Source organism: Bacillus cereus group sp. MYBK79-1 (genome assembly GCF_051915365.1).
In the GTDB taxonomy this organism is placed as follows: Bacteria; Bacillota; Bacilli; order Bacillales; family Bacillaceae_G; genus Bacillus_A.
On record NZ_JBQAEO010000003.1, the window covers coordinates 282,169 to 307,693 of the forward strand.

Genomic DNA, 25,525 nt, shown 5'->3' on the forward strand with positions numbered 1-25,525 from the left:
AATTGAATAAAAAAGGGGAGCGTTTTGTAAGCGAAGTTACGAATCATATTAAATCAAAAGAAGCAAAGAGCTTTGTAGCAACCGAACTAGATTTTCATTTAAAACAGGCGAAGAACACGTGGATAGAAAAAGGCTTGAGTGAGGAAGTTGCTGAAAATAAAGCTGTGGAACAAATGGGAAGTCCGATTAAACTAGGGCAAGAACTTAACAAACTGCATAAGCCAAAGGTGGATTGGTTCTTACTTATTTTATTAGTGGCTGCTATGGGGTTAGGATTTTTACCGATAATCGCTCTTGGCCATACGAACGATTTACTAATGAACAAAGTAGTTTTTGTGATTCTCGGCATTGCAACAGCTATTGGAATGATGCTACTTGATTATCGAAAGTTAGAGAGGTTTGGATGGCTGTTTTATACAATCGGAGTACTTATTCTGTTAACGTTAAAATGGTTTCCAAGTGGTTACGTGAATGGGGAAGCAATAATAAAAATTGGCCCCATCAAAATTGACTGTTTAATGACGATACCATTCTTTTTTCTAGCCTGGGCTTCTTTTTTCAATAATAGTAGGTTAAAGTTTATGCATCTTCTCATGTTGTACGTATTTTCTTTATATCTATTTCTAACTACATCAATTATTTTACCAATTTTCATCTACATTACGATGGTATTCGTTATGCTTTGGTGGAGTAAGCTAGGAAAGAAAACGGCATGGCTCATTACAATGTTACCAATTTTTCTCTTTATTATTAGGGATCTATTTTCCTGGTCTGCTGTAAAAGAATACCGGATAGCTAGATTTTTAGGATTTATAAACCCAGCGCATGATCAATGGGATTTACGTTTACAAGAGGCGATGTCTTCAGCAGGTTGGTTTGGTACATATGGAAATATAAAGTCTATCCCTGCTGCCCATACTGATTTTGTATTCGCGAGTTTGACTTACTATTATGGATATGTGCTTGCGCTAGTTCTTGTCTTGATTCTTTCTCTTTTTGCAGTAAGAATAATGAACATAGCTTATAAAATAAATGATGGTTATGGTAAATTGCTTCTCGTTGGTGGAGTGACTCTTTTTGCAATCCATTTCATTTGTAACGTTGGCATGATCCTCGGGATATTACCACGTGTTTCTATATCATTACCTTTTATTAGTTATGGATTAGTACCAACTCTGTTTCATGCATTTATAATGGGGATTGTGCTAAGTGTATATCGGCGTAAAGATATTTCAGTGAGAACGACATCTTAAAAAAGTAAACCACCTATTTCCATATTTTTTAGGGCCTAGGTGGTTTACTTTTTTGCATTAGCATACTTAGCAAGTTTTTCCGTTTTCAACTTCTCCGCATGAATCAGGAATTTGCTTATCTTTTATTAATTGTAATAGAAGTTCAAAAAACTGCTCACGCTGCTCTAATGTGAGATTTTGCAAAATATCGTTTGCGACTTTGTCTTGGAATGCGAGCGCCTGCTCCATATTAGATTGCGCGCGTTCAGTAAGTTGAATTAATGTAGCTCGGCGATCAGTTGGATCTGGTATACGAATTAGGAGCTTGTCTTGTTCGAGTGCATCGACAAAATCGGTAACTGTACGTGCTTTGACGCCTAATTTAGCAGCTAATGCGTTCATTCGAATGGGGCCATTTTCAGAAACGGTAGATAGAACGCGTAGCCTTGGCCCTGTTAGATGATAAGGTGTGTCAAGAGCTGACAATTGGGATTGAAATTCTCTTTGAACATAGTTGGTCGATTGCATTAATATATGGATGATATCTATTGCAGCTGGATTATTTGATTTCATGAATGGGATGACCTCCTCATTATTTTGTAGTTCATTTTTGCACGTTTCATAAATATATTGTATATTATTAGTGAGTATCCTCTCTATATTATAAACAATTAGTGAGTAAACTCATTATATTATATACTCATAATGTGTAATAGCGGGATAATTACTATTATAACTGATGCAGGGGTCTATAGAAAACGATAATAGAGCGAGGTGGATTTATGTAAGGAATTTCAAATCGTTTCAGCATTTAATAGCAATACCCTTAAAAAACCATATGTAACGGAGGATTGTACATGACTATTGTAGCATTAGTACTTCAATGTTTATTAATTTTTGCATTTTTCTTTTCAAGTGTGAGTAAAATTGCGGGAGCGAAAATGCAAGTAGAGGCTTTCGCTCATTTAGGTTTACCTCAATGGTTTAGAATTGCGACAGGTTGGATCGCTTTAGCAGGAGTGGTAGGACTGATTTTTGGTTTTTGGAATGGGGTAATACTCGTTTTAGCGGCACTGTGGATTGCTTGTATTATGTTAGGAGCTGTATTGTTCCATATTCGTGTTAAAGATTCAGTTGGTAAAATGATGCCGGCAGCAGTACTTATGATTGTAGCGTTAATTCTTGCGTTCGTTCATTCTTCAGCAGTAACAGAACTTCTGTAGAGTAAATTGTAGATTAGTAGGTTCGAATGAATGGAGACTGAATTACGATGAAATGATATCCTCATTATAATAAAATAGTGAGGATATTCATTATGTTGATACTCATTTAATTTTGTATAGATTACCGGAAAAAGAAAAGGAGGTCTACACGATGGTAGATAAATCATCACAAAATGCGGATAAATTGCTAGGAGTTTTAGTCGTTACGCTAATATTCTCGGTTATGAACGGTACGATGTTTAATGTAGCTCTTCCTGAGATAGGGAAAGAATTTAACCTTGTTCCGTCAGAGGTTAGTTGGATTATGACTAGTTATATGGTTGTTTACGCTGTTGGTTCCATCGTGATGGGAAAACTGGCGGATAAATATCGGCTAAAGGATTTGTTAACGTATGGACTACTTATTTTCGCTCTAGGTTCCTTGCTTGGTTTACTTGCTACTGAGTATTGGGTTATTATTTTTGGGCGTGTCATTCAAGCAGCAGGAGCTTCTGTTCTTCCAGCGACGGCGATGATCATTCCAGTCAGGTACTTTGCACCAGAAAAAAGGGGGCGTGCACTTGGAACTTCAGCAGTAGGTTTGGCACTTGGTAATGCGCTAGGACCCGTTGCGGCAGGATTAATCACGAGTCTTGGAAGCTGGAGGCTCATGTTTGTTCTTTCTTTACTACCGCTTCTGACACTACCTTTCTTTAGAAAATATTTAGACAATGCAAAAGGGAAGGCGGGTCGTATTGATATTCTTGGCGGAGGACTATTAGCTGTATCGGTCACGTTCTTCTTGCTTGCCATTACGCAGATGCAAGTGCTGTTATTCCTTGGGGGATTTGTTATGTTAGCATTCTTCATTCTGCGGATTAAAAAAGCTAAAGAACCTTTTCTTAAACCGACTCTGTTTAAAAATAAGAATTTTTCGATTGGGTTACTCCTTGCTTTTATGACGACAGCGATGAGTTTTAGTATGACATTTATGACGCCGCAATTTCTATCGGCAGTAAATGGATTGACTCCTTCGAATATTGGTTTTGTTTTAGTTCCAGCTGCGATTGCCTCGGCAATTATGGGAAGAAAAGGAGGAAGGTTAGCTGATACTCGAGGCAACTTTGCACTCGTTTTTATTGCCTCAGTATTCATATTCCTAGCTTTCTCATTATTATCTACTTTCATCGGGGTCTCAGTGTTTATCATTGCCTTGATTTTAATTTTCGGAAATGTAGGACAGACCTTTATGCAGATTTCAATGTCTAATACAATTTCGCAAACATTGTCAAAGGAAGAGACAGGTGTTGGAATGGGATTACTGTCGATGATTAATTTCATATCTGGCGCGATGGCTATGAGTGTAGTAGGGAAATTGCTTGATAATGGTTCTACTTCGCTACAACTCAATCCTTTTGTTGCAAATGAAGCTGCAAATATGTATAGTAATATCTTCGGCGTGATGTCATTGTTGATCCTACTTGTAGTTGTGCTGTATCGCCTTCAATTTGGCATGGGCGTTTCTACATTAAATATGACTAACAAAGGTAGTAAGAATTTATAAAAGAATACGAGGAGGTTTATGTATGAATGCTCAAACTGCGTCTGTTTCTTCGCAGTCAAAGGAATTTGACAATGTGAAAAGACTCCCAATTTTAATATCGATGATCATTGGGGCGTTTTTCACCATTTTGAATGAAACATTATTGAACGTTGCTTTTCCGCAATTGATGATTGAGTTGAATGTAACACCATCAACTCTTCAATGGCTTTCAACAGGGTACATGCTTGTAGTTGCTGTACTAATTCCAGCTTCTGCTTTATTAGTACAATGGTTTACAACAAGACAAGTATTCATAGGTGCGATGGTAGTCTTTACTTTCGGTACATTTGTAAGTGCGATTGCACCTGGATTTTCTATACTATTGGTGGGTCGCTTGTTACAAGCGGCAGGTACGGGATTAATGATGCCCGTATTAATGAATACGATTCTCCTTCTATATCCTCCTGAAAAGAGAGGAGCGGCAATGGGGAGTATTGGGCTTGTGATCATGTTCGCTCCTGCTATTGGACCGACACTTTCAGGTATCATTTTAGAAACATGGAATTGGAGATGGCTATTTTATATCGTTCTTCCATTCGCAATTTTTTCTATCGTTTTCGCGTTTATTTATTTAAAAAATGTCTCAGAGCCTACTAAACCAAAGGTAGATGTGTTATCTATTCTTTTATCTACAATTGGATTTGGCGGGATTGTTTATGGATTTAGTAGCTCAGGTGAAGGTTGGGATAGTTTCCAAGTATATGGCATAATCCTAATTGGTCTTGTAGCACTTCTATTCTTCGTATTACGTCAATTGAAATTGAAAGAGCCGTTACTAGATCTTAGTGCATTTAAATATCCGATGTTTACGCTGACGACAATTTTATTGACGATTATGATGATGACGATGTTCTCGACAATGACGTTACTACCATTTCTATTCCAAGGTGCTTTAGGCTTAACTGTCTATGCAACTGGTCTTATCATGCTTCCTGGTAGCCTGTTGAATGGTCTACTTTCTCCAGTTTCAGGGAAGCTCTTTGACAAGTTTGGTCCAAGAGCGCTTATTATTCCTGGTACGATATTATTAGCAGGTGTGATGTGGTTCTTTACACAAGTAACGGCAGATACGTCTAAAATAACTTTCATCCTATTACATGTCACTATGATGGTATCCATTTCAATGATTATGATGCCAGCGCAAACGAACGGTTTGAACCAACTTCCGAAGCGATTTTATCCTCACGGAACAGCTATTTTGAATACTCTATCACAAGTAGCGGGTGCGGTAGGAGTTGCCTTCTTTATTAGTGTTATGACTTCCGGACAAAAGAAATATTTGGATGCATCTTCAAATCCAACTGACCCAGCTCAATTGATAGAAGCGATGGTTTCAGGCGTGCATAACGCATTTACGATTGGCTTTGGTTTGGCACTACTTGCAGTCGTTGTAGCTTTATTTATTAAACGTTCGGAAACCTCAGATAATTAATAGAAGGTTTTCGCTAATTGATAAATAAGATTTTAATCTATTTCTTTTTCAACATTAATTTTTTGTTTCAGAAACGTAAATAGATAGTAGAAGAGGGTTATGAGAAATAACCCTCTTTTTATGTTGTAATAAGTGAACTCGCTTTAATAGATGTACATAATTCAGAACGAGATATAGATTCAGCTAGTTGTTGTAAATAGGCGTATTCTTCTGCATCTTTTTCAGAAGTATTAGGATCTAATAAAGGTGAAGATAGAAGTACATCAAGCGTAAGTATGTCTCCATCATGAGAAATGATGTTATAACCTGCAAATACAGGGCGTTTTAAGTCTTTTACTTTCTGAATCATCTTATGGAATTTCGTAACACTTATATTGATTTTGGCTAATGGAAAGCATTTTTGGGTAGGATTCTCGATGGTCTTTCTAATTTTATAATCGTATACATAGTAGTACTTTTCTTGCTGTTCAAGTGTTTGCAACTCTTTCGTTAATAAGTGGTATTTGTCTGTAAGTCCAGTTGTGAGTGTATCGTGTTCTTCGCCAACTAATAATGTGAAAGGTCTTGGTGAGGAGATTTCGAGAGGGCGGACGTTTAGGTCGGTAAAAGTAGGATTAGATTGTAAAATGTTATGTAATTTGTCGGTAGGAAACAGGCCGTCATAAATAGCGATAAAGTAATGGTTCATCTTTTCACTCCTTAGCTTTTTCTAAAATGATATATTCTACTTTTAAGGTGTAAATCCTGCACAAAAAAGAAACACCTTGATTGTTATCAAGGTGTAATAAGTTCAAAACTCTCCGCATCAGCCCCGAGTATAAACGGACTAACCTCGCCAACGCTATAAAGTTGCAATTCATGCATTGCGCGTGTGCAAGCAGTGTAGAACAATCTACGAACGCTCTCATCACTGTATACATCTTTAGAAGCATTGTAAATAATAACAGCATCAAATTCGATACCTTTCGCTAAGTAAGCAGGGATCACGACAATGCCTTGCTCATACTCGGCTGAGTTACTTTTCACAAGTTTAATATTTTCGATATGACGAAGTGCTTCGTAGGCAGCGGCGCTTTCAGCTGCAGATTTACATATAATTGCGATTGTATTGTGCTGCTCTTTTTGTAGTGCAGCAACTTTGGCGGTAATATGCTCATGCAGTTCGCTGTCATTCGATACTTTCGTCACTGTAGGTTTCTCACCATCACGTTCAAAGGTGTGAATGTTTTTGCCTTCCGGTACGAGAGCACGTGTGAATTCAATAATCGGTTTTGTTGAGCGATAGCTACGAGTTAAGTTGATGCCGTTCGTTTCGTCTGGTCCGTATAAGCTAGTAAGTGTATTGAAATTCACTGCTTCACTCGCATGGGCAAATATCGCTTGATTAAAGTCTCCGAGTACAGTCATTCTTGCAGCAGGGAAGAGACGTTTTAAAAACTCGAATTGAAACGGCGAATAATCTTGCGCTTCGTCTACGAGTACGTGTTTAATCGATCTATTCGTTTGGAAGCCTTCAATTAATTCTTTTAAAAGTAAAAATGGAGTCGCATCCTCGTAATATAGCTTTCCTTCATCAAGCATGTTTACTGTTAAGGAGCAAATGTCATCCCATTCTGCCGGCTTTTCCCCAGTAACCCACGATGCATTTGTAAAGAGTTGTTTATATATGCCTGTGAAGTTGATGAAGCGCAATGTTTGAACGCCTTTACGAAGCGGCTTCAATTTTTTACGGACAATCATACGACCGAGTACTTTCGTTTCTTTCTCAAAGTCATTAAAGGAGTTGTCTTCAAACTCGCCTTTTTTCTGTAAATATTTATAAGCCTTTTGGTATTCATCTTTACTAAGTAATTCAATTTCTTCTTCTACCCAAGGTTTTTTCAGTTCTGTTTTTTCAATCTCATCTATTTTTTTATTTAGCCAATCTGTTAACTTTTCAATTCGATTATGGAAGCGGAGGGAGGAATCCGTATTATAAAATTGCTCTGTAATTTCTTTAGCAGAGGCAATTAGTTTTCCTCTAAATTTCATTCCTCTAAATAGCATGCCTGAAGATTCAAGAGATTGTCTATACGCTCTAATCATCTCGAAAAATTGAGTAGATGCTTTAAAGCGAATGCTAGCATCTCTCGTTTTATAGGTGGGGCTATTCGTTTCAGTTAACATATATTCTAATTGTTCATAAGGATCTTCAACGTCAAATGACTTGCTTAGTCTATGGTTTAAGTATTCTTGGAATGTCACTTGCTGCATATTTTCTTCACCGAGTTCAGGTAGTACGTTAGAAACGTAGCTATTGAACATAGAGTTAGGGGAGAAGAGAATAATTTGATCCGCTTTTAGCCATTCGCGATATTTATATAGTAAGTAGGCGATTCGTTGCAGGGCAGCTGACGTTTTACCACTACCAGCAGCTCCTTGCACGATAAGGAGTCGGCCTTCATCGTGACGAATAATTTCATTTTGCTCGCGCTGAATCGTAGCGACGATACTTTGCATATGTTTGTTCGTACCTTTTCCGAGCGCTTGTTGCAAGATTTCATCACCAATTGTAAGGCTCGTATCGAACATAGAATCAATCTCGCCATTTTGAATAATGTATTGTAATTTTTTCTCCACGTTACCATGGATTACGCCGCCTGGTGTACTGTATTCAGCCGGTCCTGGTGGATAATCGTAGTACACACTCGAAATAGGTGCACGCCAGTCATATATAAGAAAGTTTTCTCCGCTTGCATCAGTAAGTGTAGCTACGCCGATGTAAATTTTCTCCGCAGCAGATTCTCCTTCTTCTTTGAAATCAATTCGTCCGAAGTAAGGTGCTTTATGCATACGTCTTAATGCGGCAAGTCGATTAAAGGTGTGCTTATGGGTAATTTGTGTGACAGCTAGTGACTGAGCTTGTTGTCTTAAGTTGATAACTGTTTCAAGATAATCATCAAAAGTATCAGTATTCACTTTCACGTCATCCCAGAAGTGTTTACGAATATGGATTACTTCTGCCCGGCGTCTGCCAGTTTCGTTTTCCAGTTTATCAATTTGCTGCGTAATCGTTTCGATTACGGTATCCAATCGTTTTTGCTCTAAATCAAGTTTTTTGTTCATACGGTAAGCACTCCTTTAAAAGTGAAAAATAGAGGTTGACTGAAGATATGTTTTGGTGTACAATTAAGATACGGATAAATACGTTCTCTGTATTTTTCGAAACGTGTTTCTGTACTAATTTAACATAGTTTTTTCATTTAATCAATGATAATAAGATAAACCTTGGTTCCGTGTGTGATGGAATCAAGGTTTTTTTGTGTTTCTTGAAGAGAGGATAGCGATCATTGTCAGTTTTTGTCGGTAAGTCGATATATTTCAAGAATCGCCGATATAATTGGAGTTGCGCTGATATATTTTGAAAATCGCTGATATAATTTAGAGTCACGAAAACCAAACGTATAATTTCACTTACCGAATCCGAACCTAGACGCAAAGTATCGCGAAGAGAGGGCAAAATAAAAAAGCTTGGGCCGAAGCCCAAGCTTTTTTCACTTCATTATTTCTTTTCGTCTTTCTTTTCGTCAGCTTTTGGCTCTTTGAAAAGATCTTTTAAATCTTTATCGTCAACTTTTACGTCAGCTTTTTTGATTTCTTTCATCATAAGATCGTTCATGAATTCGCCGTCTTGTGATTTCTTCGCAACGATTTCTTTTTTGATGTCATCTTTAGATTGTTCGAAAGATTTTTCTGGTTCTTTAATGTCTGTTACTTTAATGATGTGGTAACCGAATTGTGATTTCACAGGCTCGCTTACTTCATCTTTTTTCAGTTTATAAGCAGCATCTTCGAATTCTTTAACCATTTTACCAGCTCCGAAGAATCCTAAGTCGCCACCTTTTTCTTTTGAACCAGTATCTTCAGAGTATTGTTTCGCTAACTCTTCGAAAGATTTACCTTGTCCAAGTTCTTCTTTAACTTTTTTAGCAGTCGCTTCATCTTTTACAAGAATGTGGCTTGCTTTAATTTCAGGCTTGTAGTTATCTTTTAATTCTTTATCAGTGATTGTTTTCTCGATAGCTTTTTCTTGCGCTAATTGAGCACGCACACCAGTTTTTAACGTTTCTTCTTTAATGCCTTGTTGTTTTAATAGTGTATCGAATTGATCACCGTATTGTTTTTTCATTTCATCGAACTTTTTGTCTACTTCTTTGTCTTCAACTTTGTAGTTTTTAATAAGTACTTTTTCCATAACCATGTTGTTTAGTACTTGTTTACCAGCTTGTGTCTTCATTTGCTCGTAGAACTCGTCTTTTGTAATGTCACCAGCTTTAGATGTAACGATTTTGTCTGATGATGATGTTCCACATGCTGATAATGCAATTACACTTGTTGCGGCTAAGGCAAGCATAGCTTTCTTCATTCGATAAACACTCCTACTATTATGTATTTTTAATTTATCCTACCCAATGAATTTTAGTTCATAAGAGCCCGATTAAGTCTCACTGATACTTTTGCTTTTTGTATTGGTAAAGCGCGCTTAACAGGGCTTACCGAGGCTTTAGGATAAAGTTAAGATGCGTGTCATTTATTTCATAGTATAAGCAATATGTACAAAATTTAATATATCATATTTCGACTCGATTTCATATTGATAAAGAAAATTTAACCAGTATGTGTCAGATTTTGAAGGTGTTCCATATTGGGCGCATGCCGCATATACAGAAAAGAGGAGGGGATGGGGATGAATTCTCAACTTATTTTATTACTTGTACTGTTTATTTTATTGGTTATAGTAGGTATAATTTGCTTATAGAGGAAAAAAGTGAGGAAGGGGCTTCCTTCCTCACTTTCCATGAAATATAATTTCTATATAACTAGAAATTAATAAAATTGTTATACATACATTAATAACCCGAAAGACACCGGGTTGGCGGCTCGCAGCTATTTGTTTTCGTTCACACAGTGTATGTGTCATGAAATTCGTGTAAAATATAACAAGAAGTGCGAATGCGACAAAAACAACTGTTATAAGTGTCATGAGGCGAGACCTCCTTTTGGCTAAAATACATATACTTTATATATTGTATCATACGATATTTTGTTCGTGTTATAAAATTCAGAAATAGAAGACTTTGTGTTAGAAAGAGAGGGAGAAAATGGACGTTGTTAGAAGATTAGAACAAGCTGAATACTACGTAGACCTACTATTTAAAATGATTGATGAAGAAAAGTGTCCATTTTATTCTTTAATCATAAAGAAAAAAGCTCGTAAAAAAGATATTGAACGTATACTACATCTTTGTGAAATGCTGAACGAGCAATATGTAGTGGAGAAAGCAGAAGGGCTTCTTCTGTTCGATGCGTTGTTAGATCAATTTGAAAAAGCGCTTCCACATCAGCTCGAAGTACACGAAACTGCGGAAGCGCTAGCAAAACAAGGTTTATTTAAGCCGCTTATGAATGAATTCTTAAGCATGATTGCGAAAAAATAAATAGATTACTTCTTAACTAACTTCTGATCGGATTCCGTAAAATTCTCCTCAATATTCTCTAACGATTTCTCAAAAATATCGATGAAGTCTTGTCCGTAAATGTTGCGCAAGATAGCGATAAGTTCGATATTTTCTGGGAACTTACCGTAAAAATTACGAAGTGCAAGAGCCCCATTAAATACAGAATTATTTTCAGGATCATACTCCTCCATTAAGCGAAGTAGTAGTTCTTCCCCTTTGTCTGTAATCTCAATGTACGTATTTCGTTTGTCATCTTCTTTTTTCGAGAATACAAGATAGCCGCGTTCTTCCAGCTTTTTCGAGAAGTTAAACGCCGTTGATACGTGCATAACTCCAAACTTTGCAATCTCAGAAATGGAAGCCCCTTTTAAATGATAAGCGATTGATAGAATATGATGCTCATTAATGTTTAAATCGTAAGGCTTGATCCACTGTTGCCAATCTTTCTCTACACATTTCCATAACGCTTTCGATAATTGAGCAATGCGTTGGCTGAAAATCATCGCTTCTTTTACCGAGTAATCTTTTTCTCCACTTTTCATTTACTCACCCACTTTAACATTCTTTTTCATTACTATCTATTATGCCAGTAAAATAAAAATTAATAAAGTCTTTTTGTGAGAATTGTGAAAATTTTTTGGAAAAATGACATTCTATACAAATCATGCATAACTATGGAAGCGTTTTATGAGTCGTGAATACATGCGTTGTCCATACATGTTAAGTGATAACATATATTGTAAATGCATAAAAACACGGCATATCTATGTGATAGGCCGTGTTAAGGTCAATTTATATAAAAAATATTTGTTATATGCAAAAAACTAAGCAGGAATTTGTTTACGCTTTTTCCGGAACAGCTTCTTGTAGTTTCTCAATTGATTTTTGAATGTCCAAAATTTCTTTCTCAATATGTCGTTTGTTTTGAGAAATGTCTTGCTTCCAGTTAGAAAGCGTGTCTTGCATATCGTCTTTTAATTCTTGAAACACTTCTTTACCTTCTGAAGCAGTTTCAACGATTTGACGTTTTAATAATTTTGTATCAGCTGTAATATCAGCTAAAGTCTTTTTAATATCAGTTCCTTTTTCTTTTAGCTTACCGCGCATAGCTTTACCAGAAGAAGGAGTAGAGAAAAGAACGGCTAGTCCAGCAACTGCTCCGCCGCAAATGACACCTGTAATAAAGGATTTAGCTTTTGACATAAAAGGAAACCTCCTTATTTTTTGTTCGTATTCATGATGTGAAAACATATGCATATTTGTAAGGCAAGGGAAAGAAAAGTGTGCAGTGCACAGTCCCCGGCATCTTGAGTGGAGAAACAAGCCGTACAATATGTCATCACTTTAGGAAAGTGGCTTGTTATGTATTACTTCTTATTATAGTGTCATTATTTCACACTATTTGCAATTGTACTTGCGATGTTTTGTAAATTTTCCATTGTGTATTCATTTTGATGTGATTTCCAAACAGCACCGAAACCATCGTTTTCACCGTAGCGTGGAATTAAATGAAGGTGGAAGTGGAACACAGTTTGTCCAGCTTTTTCACCGTTATTGTTAAGTAGGTTAAAGCCAACTGGATTAAACTCTGCTTTAATCGCATTTGCGATTTTCGGAACGACAGAAAAAATGTGTGATGCGATTTCTGGCGTTAACGCAAAAATGTCTTGTTTGTGAACTTTTGGAATAACAAGGGTATGTCCTTTTGTTACTTGACTAATATCTAAAAATGCAAGCACATGTTCATCTTCGTATACTTTTGAGCAAGGGATTTGCCCGTCAATAATTTTACAAAAAATACAATTGTCCGCTGTATGATTCATTGATCTCATCCTTTCAAATAGCCTTAGCCGTATTTTACCATAATTACATAAGAGAACAAACACGAAAAACAGGAAGCTGACTCAGCTTCCTGTTTTCTGAAGAGGGATTGAAAAAGCATTATCGTAATTTACGTTTCGCAGACACCTCATTTATTTAAGAAATGCACGGTAAATCGGCTAAAGTTTCTGCCGTAGACACCCCATTTTCAAGTGAAATGAATTGCAATCTTTATAAAGGGAAATTGTTTATTTTTTAAAACAGTATATGCTCTTTCGGAGACACCCCGTTTCTAAAATGAAACAAATAATCTGGTTATGTGTAAATTTCTTTGTCCAACATGGACACCCCATTTCATGATGACTTCACTATGTTGTTGTACTCATCAATTGGTGGTCGCTTTTTCAATGTGTTCCTTCTTCACTAATTATGATGTCCGCTTTCGCAAAAATATATGCGAACAAATTTAAATTTTTTTTGAGGGCATCGATACTATGTAGTGCAGCGCTATTTTTGGTAAGATGAATATAGAATGAATACTAATGAAGAAAGTGGTGTCGTATGAGCGAGTTATTGCGTGTAGAAAATGTTACAGGAGGATATACGAAACGACCTGTACTAAAAGATGTTTCGTTTTCTGTGAATAAAGGCGAACTTGTCGGCTTAATCGGTTTAAATGGAGCGGGTAAAAGTACGACGATTAAACATATTATCGGTTTAATGGAACCGAAAAAAGGAACTGTCACAATTAATGGGAAAACAATTCGTGACGATATGACAGCGTACCGTTCTAGTTTTTCGTTCATCCCAGAAACACCAGTATTATATGATGAGTTAACGCTAGAAGAACATTTGAAGTTAACGGCGATGGCGTACGGTGTTGATGAGAAACAATATGAAGAACGTGTAGGACAACTATTACATGAATTTCGCATGAAAAATCGTTTAAAATGGTTTCCGTCTCATTTCTCAAAAGGGATGAAACAAAAGATAATGATTATGAGTGCGTTTTTAGTGGAGCCATCTCTTTACATTGTGGACGAACCTTTCGTTGGGCTTGATCCGTTAGCCATTCAATCACTCCTTCAAATGATGGATCAAATGAAAAAGAGCGGTGCAGGTATTTTAATGAGTACACATATTTTAGCGACGGCAGAGCGTTATTGTGATTCGTTTATTATTTTGCATCAAGGTGAAGTAAGAGCGAAGGGAACATTATCTGAACTGCAATCACAGTTTAATATGCCAGGTGCAACGTTAGATGATATTTATATTGCATTAACGAAGGAAGAAGATTATGAATAGCACAGCATTATGGAAAGAACGATTTCGTCACTTTCTAAAAGAAGTTCGTACATATAGTAAATACGTATTTAACGATCATTTGAAATTTATTTTCGTATTTATCATCGGCGCAGGGGCGTATTATTACCAACAATGGTTACAAACGTTAACCCCGTCGTTTCCGGCGGCGCTCGTTATGGCAGTGTTACTGGGTCTTATATTAACGGCTGGATCAATCCAAACGTTATTAAAAGAAGCGGATCTCGTTTACTTGCTGCCAGTTGAAGAAAAGTTAAAACCTTACTTCACAAAGGCATTTCTTTTTACGTTTATGATTCAGCTATACATAATCGCAATCGTAGCGGCAGCGGTTGCCCCGTTATACTTCCAGCAAATGAAACAAACAGGAGCGGCTTACATATGGATTGTACTCGCGTTTGTCATTGTAAAAGCGTGGAACTTATTCGTTGCGTGGGAAAAGTCATTTTTAACAGATCAAAATATACAAAGAGCTGATTGGTTCATTCGTTTTATTTTAAACGGCTTATTTGTGTACTTCCTTGTAGAACGTACTTCCGTTATGTTTATTGGCGGAACCGTCCTTCTCATGATGTTATACCTCGTAGTATTGCATCAAATGGTGAAGGGAAAGCCGCTAAACTGGGAGTATTTAATTTCTGAAGAAGGTAAGAAAATGATGCTGCTATACCGCATCGCGAACATGTTCGTTGACGTACCAGCATTAAAAGAAAGAGTAGCACGTAGAAAATGGCTTGATTTCATCCTTTCGATGATCGGTGAAAAGCGTACATATTTATACTTATATACGAGAACGTTTTTACGATCTGGTAACTATTTCGGCTTGTATGTGCGTTTGCTCGCTCTTGGAGGAGTTATTCTTTACTTCATTCCGTTTTTATATGGACGATTTATCGTAAGCCTTATCTTCCTATATTTAATTGGTTATCAGCTCTTAACTTTATGGAAGCATCACCGCATGAAGATTTGGCTGGATTTGTATCCGGTCGGGGGAGAAGAGAAGAAGAAAGATTTTCTTGTCTTATTAAATGCAATCCTTATTATCGGCAGCGTTGTATTTACAGTTATATTCGCCCTTGCGACGAAAGATTTCATGATGACGGGAATTTTACTAGTCGTAAGCATAGTATTTAGTATCGGTTTCGTTTATCAATACGGGGCAAAACGTATTGAGCGTTTAAATTGAAGGGAATGAACCTATGATTACATACGAAGAGAAGGTTATAAAAGAATTGGAGCAGTGGAAAGCTACATTCATGAAAGATTCTTCTATGATGACACGGTTCTCTAAGAAAGTGCAGACGAAAGTACAACAGCTTATTCCGGCGAAAGTGCAAAAAGTATTAACGGAAACGATTCGGATGATGGTGCAAACGATTAGTGCCGGATCAAACTTTATAAAGCCGAAATTAAAAGAGACGAACTGGTCATTGCAAAGAAGAGAGGACGAAGTACGTAAAAAAATGGATGAGTACAAAAAAATAGCAGCGGCAGAAGGAGCAGGGACGGGAGCAGGCGGTATTCTCCTTGGCCTTGCTGACTTTCCGCTTTTACTCGGCATTAAAATTAAATTTTTATTCGATGCAGCAACGTTGTACGGATTTGATACGAGCGACAAAGAAGAGCGCCTTTTTATTCTTCACGTTTTCCAGCTCGCCTTTTCAAGTGACGACCACCGAAAAGAAATATGGAAAGCAATCGAAACGTGGGATATAGAAGAAGAAAATCATATGGACTGGGAAAAGTTCCAAACAGAGTACCGAGACTATATCGATTTAGCAAAAATGCTTCAGCTCGTACCAATAATCGGTGCCCCGGTCGGCGCATATGCGAACTATCAACTACTGCAAAGGCTCGGAGAAGTGACGATGAATTGTTATCGTATGCGACTACTTAATAGAAATTAAAAAGAAAGCATCCTAAATGTGTGATTTAGGATGCTTTTTTTAGAAGTTAATGCCGATATAGCTAACTCCGGCAATAATCAATACGATGAAGAGTACAATGATGAATGGAAATCCGCTTTTGCCAGCTTGTCCAGCTTCACCACCGCCAGTGCCACCACTACCGCCTTTACCACCAAGTCCCATAGGAATATCCTCCTTATTGTTATATGTTGCGTTTACTTTATACTTTTCTATATTTACCAATAAATTCCTTTTGGAGATGCTAACTTGCAAATCATTTCGTTTCATTTTATAATTTATTTACCGACCGGTAAGTAAAAATAAGTGGGGTACAGTATGACAAAGAATTTACAAACATCGCAAAACATTGTCGAGGCATCATTTAAACTCATGGCAGAGCACGGCATTGAGAAGATGAGCCTTTCTATGATTGCGAAAGAGGTAGGTATTTCAAAACCGGCTATTTATTATCATTTTTCTTCTAAAGAAGCGTTAGTCGATTTTTTATTTGAAGAAATTTTTTCTGGGTATCATTTCGTGAGTTATTTCGATAAAGAGCAATATATGAAAGAAAACTTTGCAGAAAAGTTAATTTCAGATGGTTTACATATGCTCTCTGAATATGAAGGGCAAGAAGGAATATTACGTGTTATAAATGAATTTATCGTAACTGCATCGCGAAATGAAAAGTATCAGAAACGCTTATTTGAAATACAAGAAGATTTCTTAAATGGTTTCCACGATTTATTGAAGAAAGGTGTGGAGCTTGACGTTGTGTCACAACATGAAACGGAAGAAAATGCTCATACGTTAGCGCTCGTGATCGATAATATGAGTAATTACATGTTAATGGGATTCCAGTTAAAGTATAAAGAAATTTGGATTCGAAATGTGAAAAACGTCATGAAGGAGGAATAGAAGTGAAAATGCAAAAAAACTGGTGGCTCGGTTTTCTTGGATTCATTGGGATTTATCCCGCATTAACGGGCAGTAAGACCCCCCACCTCAAAATTCAGCGAAAGCAAAGAAGTTAGGTGGGGGATCAACTGCCCGTAAAAGCCCGATTGGTTCAACTAATAATCAGCAGGGGATGAACAAAACCCCCACTGATTAAAGTTTCACTTTATAAAATCCCAGGTATGATTGAAGCTTTTCAAGCGGATGGAAGTTGGCTTAAGTTAATCGGTTTCATTTGGTTACTTTGGTTCGGATATTTTATTCCTGAGAAGAAAGATAATTAAATTACAATTTTCTGTAAAGTTATGTAAAATATAGATTGAGAGTATTCATATATTAGATTACTAGATTTGGAGTGGTTACATGGATCCATTGAAAAATGAAATTCATCCTGACATGGTCAAGGTGTGGAAAGTTCGTGCTGTCATTGAAGAAGGGATTGGTATTCTTGTCATTTTAGCTTACCTTTTCCTCATGATAAAGTTTGATTGGTGGGCGTGGATTTTGTACGTGCTAATCGGGTTAACGGTTGCACTAGCGCCATTTGAGTACTTCGTATTTCCAAAACTTCGTCAGCGTTATTATAGCTACCAACTAAATGAAGAAGAACTTGAAATTCAGCACGGTCTTTTCGTCGTAAAGCGCGTATTAGTACCGATGATTCGTGTGCAGCACGTGACGATTGAACAAGGTCCGATTATGAGAAAATATGGCTTAGCAGAATTACACATTTCAACAGCGGCAACTTCTCACAGCATCCCAGGCTTAACGATGTATGAAGCAGAAATGTTGAAAACAAAAATCGCAGAATTAGCGAAAGTGAGTGATGAGGATGTATAAGAGGCAGCATCCCATTACGATGTTATTAGAATTAAAAATAACAGACTTTATACCACTCATTATTTTCATGTTTAGTTTAAACGGAAAGTTCCCGTTTTGGTATTTAATTCCCGCTGCATTCGGTTTACTCACCGTCTTTTCAGCGTTTGAAAAATGGTATTACACAACATACTGGGTTGAAAATAACGTATTACATGTGAAACAAGGGCTCTTTGTGAAGAAGGAGAGCTACTTAAATAAAGAACGTGTGCAAACAATTAATACAAGTTCTAACGTGTTATATCAAATGCTTGGCTTAAAGAAAATTCAGATCGAGACGGCTGGTGGGGGCGACGATGCAGAAGTTAGCTTAGCTGGTATTACAGTAGAAGAAGCAACAGAGCTTATTGCGATGCTAAATGATCCAACTCCAGAAGTGAAAGCAGAAGAAACGTTAGACGAAGCGGTAGAAAATACAGAAGAAAAACAAATCGTTACAGAAGAGAAACAATCGACAGAGTATAAATTAACTTGGAAAGAAATTGTGCTAGCCTCTGTTACATCTGGTCAGTTGGGACTATTATTCTCATTAATCTTTTTCGTGTATCATCAAGTAGATGAGTACATTCCGAAATGGATAGAGAATAGCGTAAAGTCGTATGTAATGGAACATGATATATATGGCTGGATTTTCATGGTAGCCATTTTGATCGTCCTTTCGTGGATTATATCGACAATTGGTTACGCGTTAAAACATGGAGATTTCACAGTGAATCGAAGAAATGATGAAGTCCGCATTTCGCAAGGGTTACTTGAGAAAAAAGAACTCGTCCTAAAATTACACCGTATTCAAGGTATTACGATAAAAGAAAGTATTTTACGTCAACCATTCGGTTATTGTGCTGTGCAAGTAGAGGTGATTCAAAGTAAAGGACTGGGTGACGAGAAAGAAAAAGTTACACTGCATCCTATCATTCGAAAAGATCGCGTACAACAGTTACTCGCACATTTACAATTACCATATGAACTGAATACAAACATTATTTCATTACCAAAAGCAGCATTACGCCGCTATCTCATTGATAGTTTCATTTTCTTCGCAATGCTAGCAATCCCGCTTATTGGAATAAGTATATACTTTGAAAAGCACTTCATCATGTGGGCATTAATTCCGCTCGTGATCCTCATCTTTACACTTGGATACGCAACATTTAAAACAAATGGTTACAGTGTAAACGGGGAGCAAATTACGCTTGTATATCGCAGCGTCGGAAAATATACAGGGCTTGTTAGAAGAAGGCACGTTCAATCAATGGAAAAGACACAATCATATTTTCAGCGCCGTGCAAATTTATGTACGTATAAATTTTCTAACGCATCATCGAATTACAAATTAGAGCATACGAGAGTAGAAGATGCGGAGAGAATGCAGGGTTGGTATAAGAAGAGAATAAGTGAGGATTAATATGAAAAGGCTTGCCTATTATGAAAGGCAGGCCTTTTGTTATAGAGAAATTAGTAGTTTACACTTTGTGTACCCTGTTTGGAATGTAGTAACTTCAACATCTCATGGTCACTAGATGTATTGTGGTAAAAAAGACACCCTAAGGTGCCTTTCATCGACTTGGACCATCTTAAATTTAATAATATCCACTATTTTGCAATTGTAAATATATGAGAAATCTTTCATATTACATTCATGTAGCTGAATTTAATAGAGTTTATTTGGTATGAAAATCTTTAAATATTCTACATTTTATCTTTAGAAAAAAGAAAAACTCTCACCTGAAATTAAATGTGGATTGATAGCGATATGCTGCTACATCTAAAAATATTAAAAAATATGCTAGTTCTAGTAATTTAATCCTATCATTTTAAAAAAATTTGAATATTATAGTATAAATAAAAAGAAAGGAGGTATGCCAATATGAACAATCAAACGTTAGCAATTTTAAGAACATTGTCTCCTGGTACAAATATTCTATTCCAATTCAACTCTCAACCTATTATAGAGGGTGTTTTCTTAGGTATTAATAGAAACACAGTTCAGATTAGCTTTGAGGATAATGTATTTTTCATTTTAGCAAATAAAATTAATGCAGTTGCACCTATAACGTAAAAGTAGTAAGGCATAGAAGGCGGTTTTCAACAATCGCCTTCTATATTTTTTATATGCTGGATGTGTAAAGTTATGAAAGTATAAAATTGGTTCTCTTATTTATTTCGCTGCTGATATAACTAGACGTATAAGAGGTAGATGGAAATCAGCTGAAAATATGTATATCCCAGCGTATGATTATGGATTCGTAATTAATTATAATACGGAATCACGTACACCATACAAAGGAAGCGCAATCTTCTTCCACGTCTCTACTTCATGGACAGAAGGGTGTACAGGTGTAGATAAACAAAATGTTATTGATATTTTAAGATGGATTGATCCAGGGAAAAATCCTGTTATTATTCAAACTCCTGAAAATGAACTGACAAATTATTAATTGGATACGCTAAAAAAATATAATTTATACGGCATTATTTTAAGTCTACTTTCATTAGTAGGCTTTTTTGTTAATCTCAAACGCTAATGGATTATTTCATTAAAAAATTGGATTTACGATACGTTAGGGAGGTTTCATAAACGGTTGTTTGTAGTTTTTTTGAGACTAATGAATAAATTTTTTAATATATAGGGATTAAAGTGAATAAAATAAAAGGTCGATTTCTTTTCATGTAAAGAAGTTGGCTTTTTTATTTCGCTTTGTTTAGTGTAAGTGATTTTTGTTTCAGAGTACTGTTTATTTTTGGGCTTGATGATAATGAGGAGAGATCCTTTGCATCCGTATTTACACTAAGGATTGGAGTTTATCGTTTTCTAAAAATATAGACAGGGGAAAATAATGTAAAAAAACTATTGTATATTTAAAAACCTTATGTTACATTTGTGTTACAGGAAAGTTACAAACGGTAACTTATGTTACGGTTTGTTTTCTTTTGTTTTTCGTTATGTTACGAAATGGGGTTCGTATTCAATCAATCGAGAACATGTAAAGCTAAAAAAATAGCAACCTAAAAATAGTTTTTCTATGTGTATAAGAGTGTGTGTAGTAAAGAGCCTGGTGAGAGTTTTACGCACATTATTAAAATTCCTTTCTGTCTTTAAAAAAAGAAGAAGAAACCAACTACCAACTATTTAGGAGTTTTAAGTAATGATAGTAAATGAAATGTACTTCCTTTCCCACACACAAAGTACATCTTTACTTTCAGTCTAATTACTACACAGACTTTTATACATATGCTGTTACCCCGCATTAACGGTCAGTAAGCCCCCCACCTCAAAATTCAGCGAAAGCAAAGAAATTAGGTGGGGATCAACTGCCCGTAAAGGCCCGATTGGTTCAACTAATAATCAGTGGGGGAGAAATAAAAAGCCCCACTGATTAAAGTTTCACTTTATCGTTTTAGGGATATATAGGAGGAGAAAAAATGAAAAAGTTATTAATGGTAATTGGACTTACGTTTTTAATGTTAGCTGGATGTAGTAATGGTAATTTTGACAAAGCAATGGATGAAGGGAAGACCGCGTTAACGAATAAAGAATATAAAAATGCCTTATCATCATTTGAAAAAGCGCTAGATGAGAAAAAAGACGATTCAGATGCAAAGATGCTTGTAGAACAAACGAAAGTAATGATTGAAGCAGTGAAGTTAAAAGAGGAAACAAAGATAGAAGAATCAATCAATTCATTTGAAAAAGTAGAGAACATGAAGAATGGAAATGCTACGCTTGTAAAACAAGCAAAAGAAGAACGCGCAGCATTACTAGCCATCTTAGAGCAAAAAAAGAAGTATAGCGAGCAACTGACGAAAAGTGAAGAGTTAATAAGTAAGAAAAGTTATGCAGAAGCGAAAGAGCTCTTAAATAATCTAGTTGCAGAAACAAAAGATAACAAGAATCTTGAAGAATATAATAAAAAAGCGGTAGGATTAGTTACTAAAATGAATGAAGAAGAAAAAACTGCAAAGAGTGAAGCGGCAGCGAAGGCACAAAAAACAAATGTAGTAACGAATCAAAAGGTAGCAACAGAAAAGACTCAAAAAACTGAGGCAGAAAAAAATCAAAAGGTAGTAGCAGAAAAGAACGAAAAAACTGAGGCAGAAAAAAATCAAAAGGTAGCAACAGAAAAGAACCAAAAAACTGAGACAGAAAAGAATCAAAAGGTAGAAGCAGAAAAGAACCAAAAAGTAGAAACAGGAAAGAATCAAAATGCATTTACTTTTGAGAAAGCGAAAGCATATATCAAAAATGAATATAAAGAAGACTATAATTACACGCTAGAAAATACGCAAGTAGAGAATGGAAAGAAATATTATCAAATTAGAGTGCGTACGACATATAAAATAGAAGGCGCAGCTGGAGCAGGATTTACTGGCGTATTCAAAGTATTCGAAGATGGTACAATTATTGAACTGCACTAAATCGATGAAAAAGGTATCCTCAAAGTATTTGAGGATACCTTTTTTAGCATAAAAAAAGGCATCTAGCAAAAGTACTAGATGCAAATAAAAACACAAGGGAAGATAAATATCTTCCCGTTTCCCGTAAGTAATTATATCAAAAAATTTATAAAAAACTAGCTTTATTTTTTATATAATTCATGTGTAAAGCTATGAAACGATAAGATTACACTGTTTTCATAGTGTTTTATTGAAAAAAGGAGCTGCGTATATGATTAATTTTAAACCAGAAAATTTAAACCAACTATTAAAAGTGATACTAATTAGTGCGAATAAGTCGTATGATGCGATTAAAGATTATGAGTTTACGGGGGAAGAAGTAGTGTTTCGTGTAGACTTCGAGTATATTGACGTTTCTTTAATGATTGTAGATATGTTAGGAAGATCAGCTTCTAAATTCACTATTTTGCCATATGCTCATCCGAATACGAATGAAATAGATTACATTCAGTTTCAAGTGTATGCGATTAATGAAGGGAATTTTAAAGAAATGATGGATACGATGTAAAGGAACTATAATTTTACAAATATGTATATACCAACTAATATATAATTAATAAATTCATATAATTGGAGTGATGAGATGCAGCCGTTAGAAAGGGAGATTCATTCTAATATGCTGAAAGTGTGGCGAATTCACGCTTTAATTGGGGCGGCAGTTATACTAGCAGTCGTAATTGCGTATTTCTTTTTTATGATTACTTTTAATTGGTGGGGTTGGTTGTTTGGCTTGTTAGTAACAGGCGCTATTATATTTATCCCGCTTGATTATTTTGTGTTTCCAAATTTACGTCAACGCTATTATAGTTACAGATTAAATGAAGAAGAGATTGAGATTCAAAAGGGAATGTTCGTTGTAAAACGCGTACTTATTCCGATGATGCGTGTGCAGCACGTAACGATTGAACAGGGCCCGATTATGAGAAAGTATAATTTAGCAGAATTACATATTTCAACAGCAGCAACTTCTCATAGTATTCCAGGTTTAACGAAAGAAGAAGCAGAGCAGCTGAAAAGACAAATTGGAGAACTTGCGAAAGTGAGTGATGAGGATGTATAAGAGGCAACATCCAATCACGATATTGTTAGGTATTCGAGTTGCGACTTTGTTACCTTTTATTTTTCTTGTTTTATTTAAATCAGATGGCCAAGTAAAACCTTGGTATTTCTTACATCTTGTTCTTTTATTTGTAGTATTTATTATGGCGATTTTCTCAGCTATAAAATGGTATTTCAAAGTGTACTGGGTTGAAAATAATATTGTACATATAAAGCACGGTGTGTTCGTTAAGAAAGAAAGTTACTTAAATAAAGAACGTGTGCAAAATATTAGTACGTCTTCTAACATCATTTATCAAGTGCTCGGACTGACGAAGTTAAACATAGAAGTAGCCGGTGGCGGTACTGAACCGGAAGTGATGTTAGCTGGCATTAGAGAAAGTGAAGCGAAGGAACTGATCTCTTTATTACATAAAGAGATCAGTGTTGTGACTGAAGAAGAGCCCGCGACAGCAGAAAATAAGACAATTTATCAGTTAACAGCAAAAGAAATTTTATTTGCCTCTATTACATCTGGTAGATTTGGATTAGTATTTTCGATGTTAGTCATCCTTTACACAGAGTTTAATCAATTTCTACCAGAATGGCTCATCAATAAAGTAGAAGCATATGTAATGGATAACGGTGTATATGAATTAATCGTTATGGCCGCGATTTTAATGGCGGTTTCGTGGGTCATTTCAACAGCTGGCTATGCGTTAAAATATGCGAACTTTAAAATTGAGCGAAACGGAAATGAAGTTCGCATCGTGCAAGGGTTATTTGATAAGAAAGAGTTTGTTTTAAAACTACACCGCATTCAAGCAATTACGGTGAAAGAAGGAATTCTCCGTCAGCCTTTCGGATACTGCTCTGTCGAAGTAGAAGTTATTCAAAGTATAGAAGCAGCTGGAAATGAAGTGATGTTACATCCTTTTATGAAGAAAAAAGATGTCCAGCAGTTACTTACGTATTTGCAGTTGCCGTATGAAATGGAAGAGAAAATCGTTCATTTACCGAAGGCTGCATTACGTCGTTACGTAATAATGGGCTGGATTACAAGTGCCGTGCTTGCACTGCCGATCATCGGTGCGAGTATATATTTTAAACAAAATGTTGCGTTATTCACATTAATACCGCTATTTATCATATTTACGTTACTGGCATACGCCCGGTATACAAGTGGTGGATATATGATACGAGACAATCAGTTAGTCATGGTGTACCGAGGACTTGCGAAATATACGGGGGTGATGCGAAGAAGGCATGTTCAAGCAGTAGGGTACAGTCAGTCGCATTTTCAAAAGAAAGACGAGCTATGTACAGCTGTCGTATCAGTAGCGGGGCATGTATATAAAGTGAAGCATATACAAAAAGAAGACGCGCTTCGCATATATAATTGGTATAAAGAAAAAGGAAACACCGGTGCGTAACGGTGTTTCCTTTTTTGTCGTGATTTTTCGATAAGTCGATATATTTGGAAAATCGCTGATATATCTTGAGTTGCGCCGATATATATCAAAAATCGCCGATATAATTTCACATACCGCCAATTCCGAACTACAAAACCCTTAAACTAACACATCAAAAGTAGTCACAAATGACGGGCGAGAGAAGATACTTTTCTGCTGCTCTGCATGTGGATGTGCTTGAGCCTGAGCTTGTCCTTCTGCTTGTGCAGGACGTTTTTTATGAGCGTTTTCGAATGAACGTGATTCTGTCCAGTCTTTAAAGTTTTGCTCCGTTTCCCACATCGTTAAGATGACATATGTATCGTTACTTAATGGGCGTAGAACGCGGATTGCTTGGAAACCAGGTTCGTTTTCGATAAGGCCTGCGCGGTTTTTAAAACGATTTTCAAATACTGGGCGACCTTCGTCTGTTACAGAAATGTTGTTACAAACGATGTAGCCAGGTTGTCCTTTAAATTCTCCTACAGCGTCTAGTACGTCATACTGAAGAGAACCTTCTACAGATTCTTCTGTATTTTCTTTATAAAACATATCTTTTTCATTATTTTTTGCAGTGAAATGTGCTTGTTCTAGAGGTGTTTCGTATGAAATAATAGCCTTCATTTTAATGCCCCCTTTAATTGTTTGTTTCTATTATATCAACTCTCGTAAAAAACTTCGAAGATTATATACATAAAGATACTTCTTTTTCAAATAATAAATGTAC

At 36.2% G+C, this 25,525-nt stretch carries 28 protein-coding genes; 18 read left to right on the top strand and 10 right to left on the bottom strand.

The features are described from left to right. Positions 1 to 2 precede the first annotated feature (2 nt). On the top strand, positions 3 to 1,253 hold the full coding sequence (locus ACTFOB_RS08295) for an FtsW/RodA/SpoVE family cell cycle protein (RefSeq protein ID WP_440026624.1): 1,251 nt from the start codon (positions 3 to 5) through the stop codon (positions 1,251 to 1,253). A 66-nt stretch (positions 1,254 to 1,319) separates the two neighbouring features. On the opposite strand, the gene ACTFOB_RS08300 is transcribed toward ACTFOB_RS08295, so the two are convergent. Beyond that, positions 1,320 to 1,805, bottom strand: coding sequence for a MarR family winged helix-turn-helix transcriptional regulator (locus ACTFOB_RS08300; RefSeq protein ID WP_440026627.1), 486 nt, complete (start codon positions 1,803 to 1,805; stop codon positions 1,320 to 1,322). Between the two features lie 284 nt (positions 1,806 to 2,089). On the opposite strand from ACTFOB_RS08300, the gene ACTFOB_RS08305 reads away from it, so the two are divergent. The 3 genes from ACTFOB_RS08305 (at position 2,090) to ACTFOB_RS08315 (ending at position 5,469) form a co-directional block, all read left to right on the top strand. Further along, a complete protein-coding gene (locus ACTFOB_RS08305) occupies positions 2,090 to 2,455 on the top strand; it encodes a DoxX family protein (RefSeq protein WP_440026629.1) in 366 nt (121 codons plus the stop codon). 151 nt (positions 2,456 to 2,606) lie between these two features. Next, complete coding sequence (locus ACTFOB_RS08310) at positions 2,607 to 3,998, top strand: MFS transporter (RefSeq protein WP_440026754.1); 1,392 nt, start codon at positions 2,607 to 2,609, stop codon at positions 3,996 to 3,998. A 22-nt stretch (positions 3,999 to 4,020) separates the two neighbouring features. Continuing rightward, a complete protein-coding gene (locus ACTFOB_RS08315; RefSeq protein WP_440026631.1) occupies positions 4,021 to 5,469 on the top strand; it encodes an MDR family MFS transporter in 1,449 nt (482 codons plus the stop codon). Between the two features lie 118 nt (positions 5,470 to 5,587). On the opposite strand, the gene ACTFOB_RS08320 is transcribed toward ACTFOB_RS08315, so the two are convergent. The 3 genes from ACTFOB_RS08320 to prsA all read right to left on the bottom strand — a co-directional run bounded on the left by ACTFOB_RS08320 (position 5,588) and on the right by prsA (position 9,874). Continuing rightward, positions 5,588 to 6,157 carry a hypothetical protein gene (locus ACTFOB_RS08320; protein WP_440026633.1) on the bottom strand — a complete coding sequence of 190 codons (570 nt, stop codon included), beginning with the start codon at positions 6,155 to 6,157 and terminating at the stop codon, positions 5,588 to 5,590. Positions 6,158 to 6,243: 86 nt separating this feature from the next. Beyond that, entirely contained in the window at positions 6,244 to 8,574 is a 2,331-nt protein-coding gene (helD, locus tag ACTFOB_RS08325) for an RNA polymerase recycling motor HelD (protein ID WP_440026635.1), read from the bottom strand. A 436-nt stretch (positions 8,575 to 9,010) separates the two neighbouring features. Continuing rightward, on the bottom strand, positions 9,011 to 9,874 hold the full coding sequence (gene prsA, locus ACTFOB_RS08330) for a peptidylprolyl isomerase PrsA (protein WP_440026637.1): 864 nt from the start codon (positions 9,872 to 9,874) through the stop codon (positions 9,011 to 9,013). A 279-nt stretch (positions 9,875 to 10,153) separates the two neighbouring features. Between prsA and ACTFOB_RS08335 the strand changes: the two genes are divergently transcribed. Then, positions 10,154 to 10,267 (top strand): hypothetical protein, encoded by a 114-nt coding sequence (locus tag ACTFOB_RS08335; RefSeq protein ID WP_002007073.1) that lies wholly within the window; start codon positions 10,154 to 10,156, stop codon positions 10,265 to 10,267. A gap of 30 nt (positions 10,268 to 10,297) precedes the next feature. Here ACTFOB_RS08335 and ACTFOB_RS08340 read toward each other — a convergent pair whose 3' ends face one another. Next, positions 10,298 to 10,492: a hypothetical protein gene (locus ACTFOB_RS08340; RefSeq protein ID WP_000172690.1), complete on the bottom strand. Its 195-nt coding sequence runs from the start codon at positions 10,490 to 10,492 to the stop codon at positions 10,298 to 10,300. A gap of 118 nt (positions 10,493 to 10,610) precedes the next feature. On the opposite strand from ACTFOB_RS08340, the gene ACTFOB_RS08345 reads away from it, so the two are divergent. After that, a complete protein-coding gene (locus ACTFOB_RS08345) occupies positions 10,611 to 10,946 on the top strand; it encodes a DUF1878 family protein (protein ID WP_440026639.1) in 336 nt (111 codons plus the stop codon). 5 nt (positions 10,947 to 10,951) lie between these two features. Here ACTFOB_RS08345 and ACTFOB_RS08350 read toward each other — a convergent pair whose 3' ends face one another. The 3 genes from ACTFOB_RS08350 to ACTFOB_RS08360 form a co-directional block, all read right to left on the bottom strand. Continuing rightward, entirely contained in the window at positions 10,952 to 11,509 is a 558-nt protein-coding gene (locus tag ACTFOB_RS08350; RefSeq protein WP_000834920.1) for an HTH-type transcriptional regulator Hpr, read from the bottom strand. A gap of 298 nt (positions 11,510 to 11,807) precedes the next feature. Next, positions 11,808 to 12,170 carry a YtxH domain-containing protein gene (locus tag ACTFOB_RS08355; protein ID WP_000030296.1) on the bottom strand — a complete coding sequence of 121 codons (363 nt, stop codon included), beginning with the start codon at positions 12,168 to 12,170 and terminating at the stop codon, positions 11,808 to 11,810. Between the two features lie 185 nt (positions 12,171 to 12,355). After that, positions 12,356 to 12,790, bottom strand: a complete 435-nt coding sequence (locus tag ACTFOB_RS08360; RefSeq protein ID WP_001016840.1) for an HIT family protein — start codon at positions 12,788 to 12,790, stop codon at positions 12,356 to 12,358. A 559-nt stretch (positions 12,791 to 13,349) separates the two neighbouring features. On the opposite strand from ACTFOB_RS08360, the gene ecsA reads away from it, so the two are divergent. Genes ecsA through ecsC form a run of 3 tightly spaced genes read left to right on the top strand, consistent with a single transcriptional unit; the run spans position 13,350 to position 16,018 of the window. Then, entirely contained in the window at positions 13,350 to 14,093 is a 744-nt protein-coding gene (gene ecsA, locus ACTFOB_RS08365; RefSeq protein ID WP_440026641.1) for an ABC transporter ATP-binding protein EcsA, read from the top strand. Next, the gene (ecsB, locus tag ACTFOB_RS08370) at positions 14,086 to 15,297 is read left to right on the top strand and encodes an ABC transporter permease EcsB (RefSeq protein ID WP_440026643.1); all 1,212 of its coding nucleotides are present in this window, start codon (positions 14,086 to 14,088) and stop codon (positions 15,295 to 15,297) included. The genes ecsA and ecsB overlap by 8 nt, the downstream gene beginning before the upstream one ends. A gap of 13 nt (positions 15,298 to 15,310) precedes the next feature. Beyond that, positions 15,311 to 16,018 carry an ecs operon protein EcsC gene (gene ecsC / locus ACTFOB_RS08375; RefSeq protein WP_440026645.1) on the top strand — a complete coding sequence of 236 codons (708 nt, stop codon included), beginning with the start codon at positions 15,311 to 15,313 and terminating at the stop codon, positions 16,016 to 16,018. 39 nt (positions 16,019 to 16,057) lie between these two features. On the opposite strand, the gene yjcZ is transcribed toward ecsC, so the two are convergent. Continuing rightward, positions 16,058 to 16,201 carry a sporulation protein YjcZ gene (yjcZ, locus tag ACTFOB_RS08380; protein ID WP_440026647.1) on the bottom strand — a complete coding sequence of 48 codons (144 nt, stop codon included), beginning with the start codon at positions 16,199 to 16,201 and terminating at the stop codon, positions 16,058 to 16,060. Between the two features lie 153 nt (positions 16,202 to 16,354). Between yjcZ and ACTFOB_RS08385 the strand changes: the two genes are divergently transcribed. From ACTFOB_RS08385 to ACTFOB_RS08425, 9 genes are all read left to right on the top strand, one after another. Then, on the top strand, positions 16,355 to 16,936 hold the full coding sequence (locus ACTFOB_RS08385; RefSeq protein WP_440026649.1) for a TetR/AcrR family transcriptional regulator: 582 nt from the start codon (positions 16,355 to 16,357) through the stop codon (positions 16,934 to 16,936). Positions 16,937 to 17,338: 402 nt separating this feature from the next. Then, on the top strand, positions 17,339 to 17,815 hold the full coding sequence (locus ACTFOB_RS08390) for a PH domain-containing protein (protein ID WP_064473826.1): 477 nt from the start codon (positions 17,339 to 17,341) through the stop codon (positions 17,813 to 17,815). After that, positions 17,808 to 19,259: a PH domain-containing protein gene (locus ACTFOB_RS08395; RefSeq protein WP_440026651.1), complete on the top strand. Its 1,452-nt coding sequence runs from the start codon at positions 17,808 to 17,810 to the stop codon at positions 19,257 to 19,259. Before ACTFOB_RS08390 ends, ACTFOB_RS08395 begins: the two co-directional genes overlap by 8 nt. Before the next feature lie 462 nt (positions 19,260 to 19,721). Beyond that, on the top strand, positions 19,722 to 19,913 hold the full coding sequence (locus tag ACTFOB_RS08400) for a hypothetical protein (RefSeq protein ID WP_440026653.1): 192 nt from the start codon (positions 19,722 to 19,724) through the stop codon (positions 19,911 to 19,913). An 85-nt stretch (positions 19,914 to 19,998) separates the two neighbouring features. Further along, the gene (locus ACTFOB_RS08405; RefSeq protein ID WP_440026756.1) at positions 19,999 to 20,292 is read left to right on the top strand and encodes a L,D-transpeptidase family protein; all 294 of its coding nucleotides are present in this window, start codon (positions 19,999 to 20,001) and stop codon (positions 20,290 to 20,292) included. A 985-nt stretch (positions 20,293 to 21,277) separates the two neighbouring features. Then, complete coding sequence (locus tag ACTFOB_RS08410; RefSeq protein ID WP_440026655.1) at positions 21,278 to 22,270, top strand: hypothetical protein; 993 nt, start codon at positions 21,278 to 21,280, stop codon at positions 22,268 to 22,270. Between the two features lie 250 nt (positions 22,271 to 22,520). After that, positions 22,521 to 22,817 carry a protoporphyrinogen oxidase gene (locus ACTFOB_RS08415; RefSeq protein ID WP_440026657.1) on the top strand — a complete coding sequence of 99 codons (297 nt, stop codon included), beginning with the start codon at positions 22,521 to 22,523 and terminating at the stop codon, positions 22,815 to 22,817. 75 nt (positions 22,818 to 22,892) lie between these two features. Continuing rightward, the gene (locus tag ACTFOB_RS08420; RefSeq protein WP_440026659.1) at positions 22,893 to 23,369 is read left to right on the top strand and encodes a PH domain-containing protein; all 477 of its coding nucleotides are present in this window, start codon (positions 22,893 to 22,895) and stop codon (positions 23,367 to 23,369) included. Continuing rightward, positions 23,362 to 24,780 (top strand): PH domain-containing protein, encoded by a 1,419-nt coding sequence (locus ACTFOB_RS08425; RefSeq protein ID WP_440026661.1) that lies wholly within the window; start codon positions 23,362 to 23,364, stop codon positions 24,778 to 24,780. The genes ACTFOB_RS08420 and ACTFOB_RS08425 overlap by 8 nt, the downstream gene beginning before the upstream one ends. Before the next feature lie 138 nt (positions 24,781 to 24,918). Here the strand turns inward: ACTFOB_RS08425 and hmoB are convergent, their stop codons facing one another. Next, positions 24,919 to 25,422: a heme-degrading monooxygenase HmoB gene (gene hmoB / locus ACTFOB_RS08430; protein ID WP_002150035.1), complete on the bottom strand. Its 504-nt coding sequence runs from the start codon at positions 25,420 to 25,422 to the stop codon at positions 24,919 to 24,921. Positions 25,423 to 25,525: the final 103 nt, after the last annotated feature.